At 64.1% G+C, this 17,873-nt stretch carries 13 protein-coding genes; 3 read left to right on the forward strand and 10 right to left on the reverse strand.

Annotated features, from left to right (window positions below):
* Positions 1-32: 32 nt before the first annotated feature.
* Entirely contained in the window at positions 33-1,340 is a 1,308-nt protein-coding gene (locus tag P0D96_RS07515; protein WP_408312750.1) for a solute carrier family 23 protein, read from the forward strand.
* Positions 1,341-1,471: 131 nt separating this feature from the next.
* Here the strand turns inward: P0D96_RS07515 and P0D96_RS07520 are convergent, their stop codons facing one another.
* The gene (locus P0D96_RS07520; protein ID WP_408312753.1) at positions 1,472-3,127 is read right to left on the reverse strand and encodes a Na+/H+ antiporter; all 1,656 of its coding nucleotides are present in this window, start codon (positions 3,125-3,127) and stop codon (positions 1,472-1,474) included.
* 373 nt (positions 3,128-3,500) lie between these two features.
* Between P0D96_RS07520 and P0D96_RS07525 the strand changes: the two genes are divergently transcribed.
* The gene (locus P0D96_RS07525; RefSeq protein WP_132376297.1) at positions 3,501-4,778 is read left to right on the forward strand and encodes a sensor domain-containing phosphodiesterase; all 1,278 of its coding nucleotides are present in this window, start codon (positions 3,501-3,503) and stop codon (positions 4,776-4,778) included.
* A gap of 45 nt (positions 4,779-4,823) precedes the next feature.
* A complete protein-coding gene (locus P0D96_RS07530; RefSeq protein ID WP_408312756.1) occupies positions 4,824-5,516 on the forward strand; it encodes a copper homeostasis protein CutC in 693 nt (230 codons plus the stop codon).
* A 95-nt stretch (positions 5,517-5,611) separates the two neighbouring features.
* On the opposite strand, the gene P0D96_RS07535 is transcribed toward P0D96_RS07530, so the two are convergent.
* From P0D96_RS07535 to P0D96_RS07575, 9 genes are all read right to left on the reverse strand, one after another.
* Positions 5,612-9,199: an indolepyruvate ferredoxin oxidoreductase family protein gene (locus tag P0D96_RS07535; protein WP_408312759.1), complete on the reverse strand. Its 3,588-nt coding sequence runs from the start codon at positions 9,197-9,199 to the stop codon at positions 5,612-5,614.
* A gap of 222 nt (positions 9,200-9,421) precedes the next feature.
* On the reverse strand, positions 9,422-10,393 hold the full coding sequence (locus P0D96_RS07540; RefSeq protein ID WP_408180440.1) for an ion channel: 972 nt from the start codon (positions 10,391-10,393) through the stop codon (positions 9,422-9,424).
* A 232-nt stretch (positions 10,394-10,625) separates the two neighbouring features.
* The gene (locus P0D96_RS07545; protein ID WP_012431489.1) at positions 10,626-10,871 is read right to left on the reverse strand and encodes a hypothetical protein; all 246 of its coding nucleotides are present in this window, start codon (positions 10,869-10,871) and stop codon (positions 10,626-10,628) included.
* 68 nt (positions 10,872-10,939) lie between these two features.
* The gene (locus P0D96_RS07550) at positions 10,940-11,170 is read right to left on the reverse strand and encodes a hypothetical protein (RefSeq protein ID WP_132376293.1); all 231 of its coding nucleotides are present in this window, start codon (positions 11,168-11,170) and stop codon (positions 10,940-10,942) included.
* Between the two features lie 121 nt (positions 11,171-11,291).
* Entirely contained in the window at positions 11,292-12,209 is a 918-nt protein-coding gene (locus P0D96_RS07555) for a carbohydrate kinase family protein (RefSeq protein WP_132376292.1), read from the reverse strand.
* Positions 12,206-13,489 (reverse strand): AGE family epimerase/isomerase, encoded by a 1,284-nt coding sequence (locus P0D96_RS07560; RefSeq protein WP_408180442.1) that lies wholly within the window; start codon positions 13,487-13,489, stop codon positions 12,206-12,208. Before P0D96_RS07560 ends, P0D96_RS07555 begins: the two co-directional genes overlap by 4 nt.
* On the reverse strand, positions 13,486-14,472 hold the full coding sequence (locus P0D96_RS07565; protein WP_408180443.1) for a LacI family DNA-binding transcriptional regulator: 987 nt from the start codon (positions 14,470-14,472) through the stop codon (positions 13,486-13,488). The genes P0D96_RS07560 and P0D96_RS07565 overlap by 4 nt, the downstream gene beginning before the upstream one ends.
* Before the next feature lie 196 nt (positions 14,473-14,668).
* Positions 14,669-16,519 carry an EAL domain-containing protein gene (locus P0D96_RS07570; protein WP_408312762.1) on the reverse strand — a complete coding sequence of 617 codons (1,851 nt, stop codon included), beginning with the start codon at positions 16,517-16,519 and terminating at the stop codon, positions 14,669-14,671.
* Positions 16,520-16,803: 284 nt separating this feature from the next.
* Positions 16,804-17,832 (reverse strand): bile acid:sodium symporter family protein, encoded by a 1,029-nt coding sequence (locus P0D96_RS07575; RefSeq protein ID WP_408180445.1) that lies wholly within the window; start codon positions 17,830-17,832, stop codon positions 16,804-16,806.
* Positions 17,833-17,873: the final 41 nt, after the last annotated feature.

A 17,873-nucleotide genomic window follows, 5' to 3' on the forward strand; every position in this document is an offset into this window, starting at 1 on the left:
TAAATAGCGCCGAACAGAGGAGAACCCCCGCCATGGCCGATTCCTACTTCCCCCGCTGGCGCGCCCAGTCCGCGGCTGCCGAGGGCCGCATCGTCGGCACCGACGAGCGGCTCGCGTGGCCGCAGATGTTCGCGATGGGCGTGCAACACGTGGTCGCGATGTTCGGCTCGACGGTGCTCGCGCCGTTGCTGATGGGCTTCGATCCGAACCTGTGCATCTTCATGTCGGGCATCGGCACGTTGTTGTTCTTCGTGCTGGTGGGCGGCCGCGTGCCGAGCTATCTCGGCTCGAGCTTCGCGTTCATCGGGCTCGTGATCGCGGTCACGGGGTACGGCGGCCACGGCCCGAACATGAACATTCCGGTCGCGCTGGGCGGGATCATCGCGTGCGGGGTGGTGTACGCGCTCATCGGCCTGATCGTGTCGGCGGTCGGCACGACATGGATCGAGACGCTGATGCCGCCGGTGGTGACGGGCGCGATTGTCTGCGTGATCGGTTTGAATCTGGCGCCGATCGCGGTGCGTGGCGTGAGCGGCAGCAACTTCGATTCGTGGATGGCGCTCGTCACCGTGTTGTGTGTGGGCGCGGTCGCGGTGTTCGCGCGCGGCATGCTGCAGCGTCTGCTGATTCTGGTTGGCCTGCTGATGGCGTACGTGATTTACGCGATCGTCACCAACGGTCTCGGCATGGGCAAGCCGATCGATTTCGCCATCGTCGCGAATGCCGCGTGGTTCGGCATGCCGCATTTCACGGCGCCGGTGTTCAACATGCAGGCGATGACCTTGCTCGCGCCGATCGCGGTGATTCTGGTGGCGGAGAACCTCGGGCATATCAAGGCGGTGAGCGCGATGACGGGCCAAAATCTGGACCGCTACGTCGGCCGTGCATTTCTCGGTGACGGACTCGCGACGATCGTGTCGGGCTTCGCCGGCGGCACCGGTGTCACGACGTATGCCGAGAACATCGGCGTGATGGCCGTCACCAAGATCTATTCGACGCTGGTGTTCGTGATCGCCGCGTTGATCGCGCTGGTGCTGGGTTTTTCGCCGAAGTTCGGCGCGGTGATCCAGACTATTCCGGGTCCGGTGCTGGGCGGCGTGTCGATCGTCGTGTTCGGCCTGATCGCCGTGACCGGCGCGCGCATCTGGGTCGTCAACAAGGTGGACTTCTCCGACAACCGCAATCTCATCGTGGCCGCGGTCACGCTCGTACTCGGCGCCGGCGATTTCTCGCTGAAGCTCGGCGGCTTCGGTCTGGGCGGTATCGGCACCGCGACCTTCGGCGCGATCATTCTCTACGCTCTCCTGAGAAGGAAACCGGCGCAAGGTCCGGTGGCGTGATTTTTCTCGCGCACTGAACTACTCGTTTCCACAGGTTCGTCGGCGGCGCAGGCTTTTCTCTTACGCACGTTGTTTCGATCGAAGAAAAAGCCCTCGCCGCTGGAATCGCAACTACTCAGTGCGAGCGCCCGTTACTTCCTTCGCGCCGTCAGCGCAGTCTCCGACAAATCCACTTCGCGCATCAGCTTGTTCAACGTCTCGTCGTTGATCTCCTGACTGCTGCGCAGTTCAAGCAGCGTCTTGCGCTCGGCTCTCATGGCCGCGAGTTTCATCCTGAACTCCAGCGCATCGGCGCGGCGCGCCAGTTCGCGCGGTTCGCGTTCTTCATCGAGCGTGGCGAGGCGGCGCTGATAGAGGTCCATCACTCGTGCGGTGACATCCGCCGCATACGCCGAAGCCGACTCATCGAGATTCGCGCACTCCCTGTCGTGCACCTCGTCGACAGCGCGAATCGCGGCTTGCGCGGCCATGGTCCGTGCGAGCGCCTCCTCGGCCGCATGCGGATCCTTGCCGCGGCGCCAGCCGCTCAGCAACAGTGGCAACGCCACCACCGCCACGATCAGCGAGACCAGGATCACGCCGGATGCGATGAAGATCGCGAGATCGCGGCCCGGCAACGCGGCGCCACCCGGCAACACCTCTGGCAACGACAGCACGCCCGCGAGCGTCACGGCCCCGCGCACACCGGCCACCGTCGTCACTGCGGCGGTGCGCAAGCCCGGAACGGCATTCGCCACGCCTTGCTTCGCGGCGCTGCGGCTCGCGAAATAGCGCAGTAGCCACACCCACACGAAGCGCATTGCGTACAGGGCGCCCGCCACTGCGGCGACGTAGCCGACCAGCCGCCAGACCTGCGCGTTACTGGTCTCGTGCGCGTCGAGCAGTGCCCGGCCGAGAATGTGCGGAAACTGCAGCCCCAGCAGAATGAACACCATGCCGTTGAAGACAAACTCGATCATCGTCCACGTGCTGCTGGCGCGCACTCGCGACGACGCCGGCCCGGCGGTCACAATGGTCGTGTAGTTCATCATCATGCCGGCGGCGACTGCGGCCAGAATGCCCGACAACTCGAAACGCTCGGCGACCAGGTAAGCGGCGAATGGAATCAGCAGAGTCATCACGACGCCGGGCGCCGGGTCGCCTTCTTCGGTGAGATTCAGAAAGTGGGCCGACACAAAGCCGAACACCCAGCTCACTGCAGCGCCCGTCGCGAGGCCGCCCACGGCGATGATCACGAAACTGATCGACGCGTCGCGCAACGAAAACACGCCGGTCAGCGCCGCGGCAATCGCGAACTTCAACGCGACCAGTCCCGACGCGTCGTTCATCAACGCCTCGCCTTCGAGGATATGCATGAGCCGCCCCGGAATCTTGCCCTTGCCGGCGATGCCGGACAGCGCCACCGCATCCGTCGGCGACAACACTGCAGCGAGCGCGAATGCAACTGGCAGCGAGATCGACGGCACCAGCGCATGCACGAAATAACCGACCACCAGCACCGTCATGAAGACGAGGCCGAGCGCGAGCATCAGGATCGAGCGTCGCGCCATGAAGAACTCGCGCTTGGGAATGCGCCATCCGTCCGCGAACAGCAGCGGCGGAATGAACAGCATCATGAAAATGTCCGGATCGAACGTGACGTGCAGCCCGAGCCTGGGCCATGCGAGCAACGCGCCGATCACGATCTGCACGAGCGGCAGCGGCAACGCGATCGGCAGGATGCGGATGACGACGCCCGACGCGGCGACGGCGAGCAAAAGAATCAATACGGTAAAGACAATGTCCATCGGTCTATTTCTGGGGATATAACGGTGTTACTTCGGTGATCTTCGACGATGCGGCCACGCGATGCTGACGAAGCGTAAGGCCGAAGTTTAGCCCGACGACGTGTTGCGTCACGCCCAGACCGACATGGAGCGCCGCTGGCCCGGCGCGGGCGTGTCTTCGAGACCCGGCGCACCTTAACGGTGCGAGTCACGCCCACACGCGGCGCATGCTCCCTTACACGGGTGCAATCTTTCGGACAAATTTCATCGGAATGTGCGTCAGCGTGCGCATGGAGCTTGCTTAAGGTATATCGATGACGCACATTTGAGAAACGGCGCCGAAGTTGTTCGCTTCCGCGTTCCGACCGGCCCGGCTCTCGCGTGAGAGGACTGCATGACGATTGCGCAACAGGAAAGGACGGCCAGCGCGCCACATGGCTTCGGTGTCGAGATGACGTCGGGGCTCGAACGTTTCACGGTGCAGCATGGCGAACTCACGCTGAGCAGCGTGTTTCAACCGATTTTCAGCCTGTCGCATATGCGGGCGGTCGGTTACGAAGGGCTGCTGCGCGCGCACGATGCGCTCGACCGGCCCGTGTCGCCGCTCGACGTATTCGGCGAGGCCGCGCGCCTCGGCGATGTGCTGCAGGTCGACAAACTGGCCCAGACCCTGCATCTGGAAAATTTCAAGGTGCTCGGCGCCGAGCGCGAGTGGCTGTTCCTGAACGTGCATCCCGGTGCGCTCACCGATCCGTATCTCGCCGCTGCCTTGCTGGCCACGCTGAAGCGGCTCGATTTGCCGCCGCGGCGCATCGTGCTCGAAGTGCTCGAGCATCGCGCCGAAGATCTGGAACGTCTCGCCGACGCCGTGCGTCAGTTCCGCGAGCGCGGCTTCCTGATCGCGCTCGACGATTTCGGCGCGGGACACTCGAACGTCGAACGGATCTGGCAATTGAACCCCGACATCGTGAAGCTCGATCGCATCATGCTGTCGCACGCCGCGCATCGCGCCGACATGGCGACGATTCTGCCGGGCCTCGTGGCGCTGCTGCACGAAGCGGGCAAGCTGGTGCTGGTCGAAGGCGTGGAAACCGAGCATGAGGCGCAGATGGCGCTCGCCTGCAATGCGGACTTCGTGCAGGGCTTTTTTTTCGGCCGTCCGAACCCGGGCGCGGCCGATGCGTTGCACGCGACGACGTGCATCAGCGAACTCACCGAGCGTTATCGCGATCAGGCCGACGCGCGCGAGCGCCGCAATGCCAGCCGGATCGCGCCGTACTTGCGGGCTTTCGAGCGGGCGGCGGAACGGCTCGCGGCAGGCGAACCGCTCGAGGAAGTGTGCTGGAATTTTCTCGCGCTCGACCATGCCGCGCGCTGCTTCCTGCTCGACGCGAAGGGCAAGCAGGCGGGCCGCAACGTCGTGCTGCGCGCCGATCGCGCGGCGCATGAAACGCGCTTTCTGCCGCTCGCTGATGCGCAAGGGGCGAACTGGCTGCGTCGTCCGTATTTCCGCGATGCGATCAATGCGCCGGAGCGTGTGCATGTGACGCGGCCGTATCTGTCGATCAACGAGGCGTTGCCGTGCGTGACGCTTTCGGTGGCGACCCGTGTCGGCGAGCAGACCTGCGTGCTGTGCGGCGATATCGACTGGGTGGACGAAGAGCAGTTCTGAGATCATGTCGTTTTCAACGATATTTAACGACACTCTCCCGCGCTTATGTCCGTCCTCCTCGAAGTCATTGCCACAACTGTTGCCGACGCGCGCCTCGCCGCGCAAGCCGGTGCTGACCGTCTGGAACTTGTCACCGCGATGGGCGAGGGCGGCCTGACGCCGAGCCTCGGCTTGATCGAAGCGGTGGTGGCGGCGGTCGAGATTCCCGTGAACGTGATCGTGCGGCCGCACAGCCGTTCGTTCGTCTACGACGCCGACGACTATGCAGTGATGCTGCGCGACGTGCGGGCCGTGAAAGCGACGGGCGCGAATGGCGTGGTGATCGGCATGCTGAACGCCGCTGGCGAGATCGACCGCGAAGGCCTCGCGCGTGCGATCGATGCGGCGGATGGACTGGCTGTCACCTTCCATCGTGCGTTCGATGAAGCGCGTGATTTGCGCCAATCGCTCGATGTACTGCTCGGTTTCGAGGCCGTGACGAATGTGCTGACCTCGGGTGGACAACCTTCAGTGCTGCACGCGGAGGCCACCATTCGCGAGCTGGTGCAGCAAGCGGCCGGTTCGCAGTGCACAGTGCTGGCCGGCGCGGGTTTGACAGTCGACGCCATCGCCGGTTTTGTGAGCAGGACGCAAGTTGAAGCGGTGCATTTTGGTTCAGGCGTTCGCGTGAACAGCAACGGCCTCGCGCCGGTCGATGCAGACAAAGTTGCCAAGGTCAGAGCACTGCTGAACGCATGACCAAGTAGTTGAACCAACGAAGCAAAGAAAAATGCCGCGTCGAGATCGCTCTCGAAACGGCATTTCTTCATCTGCGTCTACGTGCCCAAGAAAAACTACTTCGCTACGACCACCGGAATCCCGCGCAACTGCCCCGCGCCCTTCACCTCTTCCAGCGATTTCCGCACGGACTCACCCGTCGCCGCATCGATCTGCAAACGTGCGGCCAGATCGCGCTCACCACGCTTCACGCCCGCCAGATTCGCGAGTTTCACGTGACCATAACCGCGCACACGAGCGTGCAGGTCGGCCAGCTTCGCCACGTCTTCCAGATTGCCGGCATCGAGCTTGGCGAGCGCACGCTGCAACGTGGTTTCGTAATCGCCCGCGAGTTCGCGTTCCATCTTGCGTTCCAGCGTGCGGCCAAACGGATCGAGCATCGTGCCGCGCAGACTGCTGAATTTTGCCAGCGTGCCGAGCACCGGCCACATCCACTGACCGAAGGTTTTCTTGGTTGGATTCTTGCCGGGTTCAGGACGCGTGAGCGTCGGCGGCGCGAGATTGAACTTGATGCCGAAATCCTTGCCGGCCACGCCTTCGAATTGCGCTTCCAGCGCCTCACGGAATGCAGCATCCGTGTGCAGACGCGCCACTTCGTATTCGTCCTTCACCGCAAGCAAACGATAGAACGTGGTCGCCACCGCGCGCGTCAAGCGTTCGCTCTTCGCGTCCACTGCGAATTCCGCGCGGCGTGCGGCGTCGACCAGCGCGCGATAACGCTTCACATAGCTCGCGCCGCCGTAAGTCTGCAGACGGCCTTCGCGATGCGCGATCAGTTCGTCGAGCGTATCGACGCGCACGCTTTGCTTCGCCAGATGCCGCGCTTGCCACAGCGATTCGAGCGCGGCTGGATCTTCGGCGGCGAGGCGCCCGATCGAAAACGCCAACTGATTCATCTGCACCGCGACGTTGTTCAATTCGATCGCGCGCATCATCGCGCCGAACGACACGGGCACGAGACCCAGTTGCCAGGCATAACCGAGCATCAGAATGTTCGCGCCGATGGTGTCGCCGAGAAACCGCGTCGCGAGCGCCTGCGCGTCGCACGTCGACATACGCTCCGGGCCGGCCGCGTGACGCATCTTGTCGAGCAGCGCGTCGGCGTGCAGCGTTGCGTCCGGATTCGTCACGAACGTGGCGTTTGGAATCGCATGCGTATTCACGACAATGCGCGTGCGGCCATGACGCACCGTTTGCAGCGCATCGGCGCTTGCGCCCACCACCATATCGCAGGCGAGCAGCACGTCAGCCTGTTGCGTGTCGATGCGTACCTGATTGAGCCACTCGTCGCGCGCGGCGAAGCGTACGAACGACAGCACCGAGCCGCCCTTTTGCGCGAAGCCCATGAAGTCGAGCACCGACGCGCTCTTGCCTTCCAGATGCGCGGCCATGCTGATCAATGCGCCGACCGTCACGACGCCCGTGCCGCCGACACCCGTGACCAGAATGTCGTACGGCGCGGCATCGAGATGCGTCGCAGGAATCGGCAACGCGTCGACGCGCGCAGCTAGCGCTTGCGGATCGAATGCGGCGCCCGCGGCTTTCTTCAGCTTGCCGCCTTCCACCGTGACGAAGCTCGGGCAGAAGCCGTTCACGCACGAGTAGTCTTTGTTGCACGACGATTGATCGATGCGACGCTTGCGGCCCAATGCCGTTTCAACCGGTTCCACGGATAGGCAATTCGACTGCACGCCGCAATCGCCGCAACCTTCGCAGACTTCCTCGTTGATGAAGAGGCGCTTGTCCGGATCGGGGAATTCGCCTTTTTTCCGGCGCCGGCGTTTTTCCGCCGCGCAGGTCTGGTCGTAGATCAGCACGGTCACGCCATCGGTGTCGCGCAATTGACGCTGCACGGTGTCCATCTCGCTGCGATGGTGAAACGTGGTGCCCTTCGGAAACTGATCGTGATGGCCGTCGTATTTCTCCGGCTCGTCGCTGACCACGACGAAGCGCGACACGCCTTCGGCTTCCACCTGACGCGCGATCTGCGGCACCGAGATGCTGCCGTCCACCGGCTGGCCGCCCGTCATCGCGACGGCGTCGTTATAGAGAATCTTGTACGTGATGGTGGCTTTCGCGGCTACGGCCTGGCGGATCGCCAGAATGCCCGAGTGGAAGTAGGTGCCGTCGCCGAGATTCTGGAACACGTGGCGCGTTTTCGTGAACATCGAATGGGACGCCCAGTCGACGCCTTCACCGCCCATCTGGATGAGACCAGTCGTGTCGCGTTCCATCCACGACGCCATGAAGTGACAGCCGATGCCCGCATGCGCGATCGATCCTTCCGGCACCTTGGTCGAGGTGTTGTGCGGGCAACCCGAGCAGAAGTACGGCGTGCGTTTCACGCTGTCCGCAGCGTTCGAGAGAATTTGCGGCGCGACCAGATCGACGACGCGTTCGCGGCGATCGAGTGCGGGCTTGTGCTTCGCGAGCCAGTTGGCGAACACCGGCAGAATGCGCGACGGCCGCAATTCGCCGAGCGACGACAGCAGCAGCGTGCCGTCTTCGGCGTTCTTGCCGACGACGATCGGCCGCGTGCCTTGCGTGCGGTTGTACAGATAGTCCTTGATCTGCTGTTCGATGACCGGGCCTTTCTCTTCGATCACCAGCACTTCGGACAAGCCGGAGACGAACGCGTCGATACGCGTCATCTCCAGCGGAAACGACAGGCCGACCTTGTAGATCCGTACGCCGGCCGCTTCCAGATCGGCGACCGTCAGATCGAGGCGGCGCAGCGTTTCCATCAGGTCCAGATGCGCCTTGCCGCAGGTCACGATCCCCACGTTCGCATGCGGGCTCGGCGCGATCCATTTGTCGATGCTGTTCACGCGCGCGAAGTGGCGCACCGCGTCGAGCTTCGCGTGCATCCGCGATTCGATCGTCAGGCTGGGCAGATCGGGCCAGCGGTTGTGCAGGCCGCCTGCCGGTGCTTCGAAATCCCGCGGCGCGGCCCAGTCTGTGCGCAGCGCGTCGAGATCGACCGTCGAGCCCGATTCGACCGTTTCGGAGATCGCCTTGTAGCCGACCCACGCGCCCGAGAAGCGCGACAACTCCCAGCCGTACAAGCCGAACTCGAGCATGTCGGCGATGTTCGACGGATTCACGACCGGCATGTGCCACGCCATCATCGCGAAGTCGCTCTGATGCGGCATCGACGACGACACGCAGCCGTGGTCGTCGCCCGCCACCACCAGCACGCCGCCGTGCGGCGACGACCCGTAGGCGTTGCCGTGCTTGAGCGCGTCGCCGGCGCGGTCCACGCCCGGGCCTTTGCCGTACCACATCGCGAACACGCCTTCGACGGTGCGCTCCGGGTCCGATTCCACCCGCTGCGTGCCGAGCACGGCGGTGCCGCCGAGTTCTTCGTTGATGGCGGGCAAGAAGCGAATATCACTCGCCGTGAGCAGTTTTTGCGCTTTCCACAACTGCTGATCGACCATGCCGAGCGGCGAGCCGCGATAGCCGCTGATGAAGCCGGCGGTGTTCATGCCGCGCGCCTTATCGGCGGCGCGCTGCATGAGCGCGAGGCGCACCAGCGCCTGAGTGCCGGTCAGGAAGATTCGGCCGCGCGTCGCGGTGAGGTTGTCGGAAAGCTTGTAATCGGCCAGTGCGGGCGTGCCGTCGATGGGCAGGCGAGCGGTCATGGGTGAGTCTCCTGTTTTGCATCCGCGCGCAGTGGTGGGGACCACGAAGGTGGCGCAGCGAAAGAGACTCTATTTTTTAGCGGCAATGGGAGAGAATTTTTTCTACTTTGACCGGCCGCTCGCGAATAGGCGCGACGAGCCACGCGTTTTAGTGGCGTTTTGAGATGGATCTCCCACGCAACGGCCGGATTCGGGTATGCCCTGGTGCGTTTTTCGAACGGCTTACGGTGCCGGCGCCGTTGCCTTGGCGGCCGCGAGGGTCGTATCGTCGAGCGGCACGATTTCGTCGAACAGCGCGTAATCGATATGACTCACGCCGTCTCGCTCGCTCATGATGTCCACGAAACGGTGATGCCAGTAGATCTGATCGCACGACCACATATGGCGCGCCTGCATGGTTTGCGAAGTCGATTCGTCGACGCCTTCCAGGGTGAGAATCAATGAGGTGTCGAGGCGCTTGAGCGTTTCGGCGGTTTCGCCGAACAGCGGGCTGTTTTCGTCGACGATGTGCATCACCGTCCAGCCCAGTTTGAACACCGGGTGTTGATCGCGCACCAGCGTGAGGTCGTACAGTTTGCGCAGCGTATAACCTTCGGCCGTGGTTTCCTGGCGCAGAATGCGCAGCCTTGCGCGGGCCTCGGCGATCACGTTCTGACGCGCGTTGGCCGAGCGCACCATCAGCGTCATGCGGCCGTCGAGCGGCCGGATCACCGCGTAACGCGTGAACATGATTTTGGCGTGCGGGCGCGAAAAGCGCGCGAAGATCAGCCCCGTCGCCAACGCGATGCCGGACATGCCGACGAAAATTTCCAGCGTGGCGATCCAGTGCGCGTAGACGGTTTGCGGATGCATGTCGCCGTATCCGACCGTCGCGAGCGTTTCGACGCTGAAGAAAAACGCGCCGCCGAAACCGGCTGGAAACTGGTTGGCGATCGGCGCATTGCCGAGCATATAGAGCTCGGCGAACGTCGTGTTGAGCAACACGAACAGGACTGCGAGCGAGACGAAAAACGTCGGCCACCGAACCACCAGAGCGCGGTGATAGAGATCCTGCCAGAGCGGCGTCGGCATGCCGTGCGCGATGATCACGCGATCGTCCAGACGCAACTCGCGGCTGCCGCGCGAGCGGCGCGCCGGTGCGCGTGCTTCGGCGTCGCCGAAGCCGGAAGGACGGTCTGACGGTTCAGTCACCATCGCAGGCTCGTGGAAATGAAAACGGCCAAAGCGTAGCACGCCGCTTCGTCCGCGGAAGGTGATTTTCGGCGTGGTGCGCGGGCGCGTGAAAGCGCGCCGCTGCCGTGTGCTCGCCGTGCATGCACGGCGTTTCAGCGAGGCATATCAACACGGCCTCACGGTGCGCTTGTACCGCGCACTGAAGCAATCACGCAATCACGCACGCGCGCCACAGCGTACGCGCGCTTCGGACTTACGGGAAGGCTCGCGGCTTGGGAATGCCAGCGCCGTGTTCGATATCATCGACGGCTTGCTGATGAGCTGCCGCGACAGCTTCGGTTTCGTCGCCGTAGCCGTTGTCGCCGCCCACCGTCGTCCACGATTTGACGGCTTTCTCGCGATGGCGGATTTCGTATTCCGCGTCCCAGCGCGCACCGTTGAGTTCGAGTGGGCGGACGTGAATCGAATACACGCCGTAGAGGAAGAGCTGTTCAGCCATGACCGCCTCCGGCCGGTTGGTTCAGGGTGGCGCAACGCGAACGCAAACGCGCGGCGCCGGTTTTCTACCTAGAGTTCGATTTCCCCAAGGATGCGGTGAGCGAGCGCTTTGGCTTCCTCGAGCGCTTCTTCCGGCGTCGACGAAGTGGCTTCGACTTCGTAGAGCGTGGTTTCCTGATCTTCCGTGGCGTCGCCTTCGTCGCGCGAGAGGGTGACCACGCCTTGCCAGGTATCTTTTTCTATTTCTCTGGTCGAGGCCGTGGCCGTGTAGATGCCTTTGGTGTAGGTGATGTCGTCCATGGCGTCTCTCCGTCTTCCAAAGGTTTCGGTTTTTTCATCCTAGCACGATGACGGAGCTTCGGTTCTCCGCCCTGGCGGCGCGCCATGCCGGTGACAATGCGCGCCGCACAAGGCAACAGAATTACAGCAGCGCGACGACTTCATCGAGCGACGGCGCGTGCGCGCCGGCATGGCGGCAAGCGGCCGCGCCGGCGGCCAGCGCGAACGCCAGGTGCTCCGGCCACGCCCGCTGCGGCGCAGTCATCAGGCTGAATAGCAGGCCGCCGATCGACGCGTCGCCCGCACCGACCGTATCGACCACCTCGACGCGCGGCGGCCGCGCTTCGCTCACCATAGCGCCGTCGATCAGCACGGCGGTCTCCGGTCCGCGCGTCACCAGCACGGTGGCGGCCGGATTCATGGCTCGCAACTGCGCAAGTGCGCCGGCCTCGTCGTCGGTCTTGAACAGCAGGCGCAAGTCCTCGTCCGACACCTTGATCAGATCGGCGAGCGCGGCCATTTTCCGCAGCGTGGGTTCGTAGCCGTGCTCCATCAGATTCCGATAGTTCGGATCGAAGCTGATCTTCACGCCTTGCGAACGCAACTCGGCCGCCAAAGTGGCGAGCGTGTTGCCGATGGGTTGGCGAACGAGGCTGATGCAGCCGAAGTGCGCCCACTTCACCTGACCGATCCAACCCGCCGGCAGGCGGGCCGGATCGAAGGCCAGATCGGCGCTGTTCTCGCCCATGAAGAAGTACGCGGGCGGATGCGTCTGATGCACGATCGCCAGCAAGGGCGGCTGCTCCACGCGCTGCATGAAGCGCATGTCGAGCCCGGCCGCGACGCTCGCGTTCCACAACTCATCGGAGAAGTTATCGACGCCCAGCGAGCCGGCGCACGCGGTCGGCAGACCGAGCCGCGCCACGCAGCGCGCCACGTTCCAGCCGGCGCCGCCGGGGCGCGAGAGCCATTGCGAAGTGCCGGTGCGCACGAGATCGGTGAGGATGTCGCCGGCTGAGACGAAGAAGGGAAATTCGTGGTTCGCGCTGGGATTGCTCATTTTGTTTGCTCCGCGGATTCGGGCGCAGCGGCCGCCCCGTCGGGCAGCGCGTGGGCCAGTACTTCGTAGCACGCGCCCATGGTGTGATAGTCGGTCTTGCCGGCCGGACTCTTTTCGTCGCTGTACTTGCGGTTGTCGCACGTGAGGATGCGGTACCACGCACCATACTTGTGATCGACGAAATGCGCCCAGCTATAGCGCCAGATCTCGTCGTACCAGTCCCAGAAGCGTTCGTTGCCGGTGCGCTTGCCGAGCAGCGCTGCCGTGGCGAAGGTTTCCGCCTGGACCCAGAAATACTTGTCATGGTCGCACACGGTGCCGTCGGGGCCGAAGCCGTAATAGAGGCCGCCGTGGTCTTCGTCCCATGCGTGCGTCATGGCGGCGTCGAACAGTTCGATGGCGCGCGGCAGCAGCCACGGCAATGGACGGAAGCGCTCGAGAATCAGCAGCAGCTTCGCCCATTCCGTCTGGTGTCCCGGCTGGAAGCCCCACGGGCGGAAGATGTTCGAGCTGTCCTCCTCGTTATAGTGCCAGTCGACCGACCAGTCCGCGTGAAAGTGCTCCCACACCAGACCCTGCGACAGCTTCGCCTGACGCAGCGTGATATTCGACGCCACCCGTTCCGCGCGATCCAGATAGACGAGATGGCCGGTCGCTTCATGCGCGGCGAGCAGGGCCTCCGTGGTATGCATGTTCGCGTTTTGCCCACGGTACGAACTGACCCGCCACTCGGGCGACGCTTCGTCGGCGTAGAGGCCCGCGGCGGCGTCCCAGAAGCGATGTTCCATCAGTTCGAAGGTCGCGCCGATCATCGGCTTCGCTTCCTCGATGCCGGCCATCGCCGCATGCGAATAGGCGAGCAGCACGAACGCGAGGCCGTAGCAGTGGCGCGTCGCGTCGAGCGTGCGCTTCTTGCCGTCGTGCCATTCGAGCTCCCAGTCGTAGCCTTCGTGCTGGGCGTCCCAATGCGCTTCGCGCAGGAACTGCAAGCCGTGGCGCGCGTATTCGAGATGCTGCGGGTCGCCGAACTGGCGATACGCCATCGCGTAGTTGAACACGTAGCGGCAACTGCTCACCAGATGCCGTGTGGTTTTGTCGTAGACCGAACCGTCGTCGCGGAAGAAATGGAAAAAGCCGCCGCTCGGATCGAACACGTTCGGTGCGTAAAAGCGCAGCGTGTCCTCCACATGCGCGAGCAGAAAGTCGCGTGTGCGGAAGCTCTCGACGGGCGGCGCCGGGGTGGCACCGTTGGCAGGGTGAAGCGGATCGGATTGCGTCATGGCATTTTCACCAAAGTACTGGCACGGGCAATGAGATGGACGGGCAAACGGACTTCCAGTTCAGCAGGGGCGTCTTCGAGCAGAAGCTCGACGCCGCGCCGGCCGAGCGCTTCCTTGTCGACCGAAATGGTCGACAGCGGCGGCGTGGCATGGGCGGCGGCGGGAATGTCGTCGAAACCGATGATGGCAATGTCCTCGGGCACGCGCAGTCCGCGTGCGAGGCACGCGCGCAGCGCGGCGAGCGCGGCGGCGTCGTTATAGGCAAACACGGCGTCGGGGCGCGTGCCCGGTGCATCGAGCAACTGATGCATCGCACGCGCGGCGCCGCTGTCGGGGTCGAGGCCGGCATCTATCGTCACTTCCAGCGACGGGTCGAACAGCAAGCCCGCTTCGAAGAACGCGCGCCGGTAGCCGAGCGCGCGCTGCGCGATGCTGAAGTGCGCGAGCGAGCCGCCGATGAACGCGACACGCTTGCGCTGCTGCTCGAACAGATGCCGCATGGCGAGCGTGGCGCCCGCGGCGTTGTCGAGATTCACCGAGCGCATGCCGGGCGCCCACAGGTCGATCAGCACGAGTGGGCGCTGCATCGCCACCAGCGTGGTTAGCGTTTCCGGTTCGACGAAACCGGCAATTGCCACCGCGTCGGGCGCGTGCAGGCGCATCTGCTGGATCACGTCTTCGGTGGGGCCGGCGGTCAGCACGGACGGCACGATGCCGCGTTCGCGGCAGGCGTCTTCCACACCGTGCAGCACGTGCGAAAAGAACGGGCTGACGGCGAAATTGTTGTGCTGACGGTGCAGCAGGAACGTGAGACGGCGAATGCGCGGGCGCAGTTGGGCGGCGTCATAGCCGAGCTTGCGCGCCGCTTCGACGACGCGCTCGCGGGTGGCCTCGGAAAGGCCCGGCTGGTTCTTCAATGCGCGTGAGACGGTGCCGATCGACACGCTGGCCGCGCGGGCGACGTCGCGGATGGTTGTGGCCATCGAATGAAGCGGACGCGCAAGGGCGGCCGCACGGTGTTTGGGTTCGGGCGATTGTATAGTAAAACCGCGCTAAAACCGCCCGAAAAACACTTGCACGACACAGGGAAATACCCGTAGGCGTTGGAGTTGGCCCGGAATATGCTGTTTAGTAAAATTAGCTAAACAATGTCCGATGCTTAGTCTCGACGACGCGCGTTCACTCCAGCGAAACGTGAGCGGCTTCGGCCTGTCCGCGCAGCAAGGCCACGCTTTCGTCGGCGCCGATCAGCACGAAACCGCTTGTCTCATGCTTCGCGCGCCGCTTGGCCAGCGCCGCGACGGACGCAATTTCCTCGCTGCTATAGAGCGATGGGCCATCGGCGGGCTCGACGCGCACGCAGCCGATCGCCATCGTCACGAAACCGAAGAAGGTCGGATTGCCGCGCCGGTCCTCACCGTGGATGCCGCCGGCGAGGCGGTCGGTCGGCGCATAGAACCGCTGCGCGCCTTCGTTGAACACGTGGATCGCACGCAGCACGCGATCGCGCCAGTCGTCGCTCTGGAACAGAATCAGGAAGTCGTCGCCGCCCACGTGGCCGAGGAAGTCACGGGTTGGGTCGCACACGTCGGCGAGTACGACGGCGGCGAATTTCAGTACTTCGTCACCTTGCCAGTAGCCGTACTGGTCGTTGAACGGCTTGAAGTGGTTCAGGTCGACGTAGCACGCGTAGAAACCGGCGTCGTTGCCGAGCAGCCGGGCAATGTGCGAGCTGATCGGAATGTTGCCCGGCAGGAAGGTCAGCGGGTTCGCGTAGCGCGCGGCTTCGATGCGCACCTCGGTCACCGCGCGCACGAGCTTCTCGCCGGTGCCGAGGCCGACATACTTGCCGTTGTCGGTGATGACGAAGCCGTCGGCGAGATAACGCTGGTCGTCGCTCGCGAGGAGCTTGGCCATCTGCTCGACCGTCATCGATTTCTCGATGATGACTGGCGACGCATTGGCGAACAGCAGGCAAGGGCGCTTGCCGAACAGCTCGCGGTGATACGGCAGTGCGTAGCGGTCCATGAAGCTGCGGCGGTTGATCAGCGCGACCGGCTCGTCCTGCTCGACCACCGCGACCGCATGCAGGTCGGGCAGGCGGTTGAACAGTTCGAGCACGTCGTTGTTGGTCGCGTGGCGCGGCAGCGCGGGCGCGTGCACCAGCATCTTTTCTGACGCCATGCCGCCCGAAGGTGACGCACTGCTCACCGCGCGTGTTGTCTCCGGGAACACAGCGATGTGGCCGGCGCGCAGTGCGTCGCGGGCGTCGTCGGTCACCTGGCGAGCCGGCTGCGCGTGCGGACGGCCGAAGAAAAAACCCTGTCCGCAGCCGATCCCCATGTCGCGCACCACGATCAGATCGGCTTCGTTTTCGATGCCCTCTGCGACCAGCCGCGCGCCGCTTGCGCTGGCGAAGTGCTGCATCGCGCGCACGGCCTCGAACTTGAGCGGATCGCAGGCAATGTCGTGAATGAAAAAGCGGTCGATCTTCACGACGTCCGGTTGCAGCCGCACCCACAAGTTCATGCTGGCGTTCGCGGTGCCGTAGTCGTCGAGCGCGAATTGCGCGCCGGCCGTGCGCAGAGTCGAGATCACCGGCAGGAAACTGCCGACATCCAGAATCGTGCTTTGCTCGGTCAACTCGATCACGATCCGCTGCGGATCGACGCCGCGATGACGCAGCAGCGCGAGTGTGTCGTCGCGCGCCTCGGCCAACTGGCGCATCGCGTCCGCGCTGAAATTGAGGAACAGCTTGCCGTCGAAGTCGAGCTGCGCGAACGCTTCGATGCAAGTGCGCGCGGCGGCGCGTTCGAGCTCGATCGTGCAGCCCTCGGCGAGCGCTTGCGAAAACAGGGCGAACGGCGCTTCGAGCGACGTGCCGGCCGGGCCGCGGATCAGACCTTCGTAGCCGAGGATCGCACCGTCTTCGAAATCGATGATCGGCTGGAACACGGCGGACAGATCACGCCGGGCGATCAACTCCTCGATGCGCGGCGCGGCGGATCGGGAGGGCGAGCGAGGGTGCATGGCAGGTAGGCGTAGCGATCGACCTTCGGCTTATCGGCACGGGTTGCCTGGAGTTAAGTGAACTTTTAGTGAACCGTTGCACTGGGATGGTGCGCTCGCTTGTGTTCGATCGAGTCATTCTGAAGGCGGGATCCGCTTTGCCAGGAATTGGCCTATGCCATCCGGCCGAGGCGACAGCGGCGGCGTTTGCGCGTGAAATAACAAAAAAGCCGCGCGAGGCGGCTTTCTTCAAATGACGCTCAGGGAGGGCGCTTATGAATGTCCTGTTTGCATTGCGCGCGTATTCACCGGCGCGCGACGGCGGCGGCGGTCCGCTCGCGCGAGGCGGCGTGAGTCTCGCCACTGATGTCGCGCGCGCCCCAGCGCTGCGCGAGCGCGGCGCACACCATCAGCTGGATCTGGTGGAACAGCATCAGCGGCAAGACTACGGCGCCCACCGCATGCGAGGCGAAAATCACCTTGGCCATCGGCACGCCGGCGGCAAGGCTCTTCTTCGAACCGCAGAAGATGATGGTGATTTGATCCGCACGGCTAAAGCCGAGCCGCTTGCTGACGAACATCGTCACGGCCAGGGCCAGGGCGAGCAGCACGACGCACAGCAGCAGCAGGCCGCCGAGCGCGGAGAGCGGAATCTGGTGCCACAGCCCTTCATTGACGGCCTCGCTGAACGCGCCGTACACCACCAGCAGGATCGAGCCTTGGTCGACGAACTTGAGCACGCCGCGATTGCGCTCGATCCACTTGCCGATCAACGGCCGCAGCAACTGCCCGGCCACGAACGGCACCAGCAGTTGCAGCACGATGTTGCCCACCGTATGCCACGGCGAAGCGCCGCCGCCAGCCGCCTGATTGGTGACGACGAAGCTGACGAGCGCGGGCGTGATGAAGATGCCGAGCAGGCTCGAGGCGGACGCGCTGCACACCGCAGCCGGCACGTTGCCTTTGGCGATGGACGTAAACGCGATCGACGACTGAACCGTAGACGGCAGCGTGCAGAGGAAGAGGACCCCCGCATAGAGCGCCGGCGTGACAAGTGGCGAAAGGAGCGGTTTAAGCGCGAGGCCGAGCAGCGGAAAGAGCGCGAACGTGCTGAGAAGCACCACCAGATGCAGGCGCCAATGCGTCGCGCCCGCAATGATCGCTTCGCGTGAGAGCTTGGCGCCGTGCAGGAAAAACAGCAGGCCGACCGCCACGTTGGTCACCCAGTTGAATCCGGCAGCGGCCTGCCCATGAACCGGCAGCAAGCTGGCAAGGATCACGGTGCTGACGAGGCATAAGGTGAAGTTGTCGGGAAGCAGTTTCGGGCGAGCCATGTCGGAATCTCGATTCGGTAATGCGGAAAAGCGCGCGGGAC

The organism is Paraburkholderia sp. RL17-347-BIC-D (assembly GCF_046027915.1).
In the GTDB taxonomy this organism is placed as follows: domain Bacteria; phylum Pseudomonadota; class Gammaproteobacteria; order Burkholderiales; family Burkholderiaceae; genus Paraburkholderia.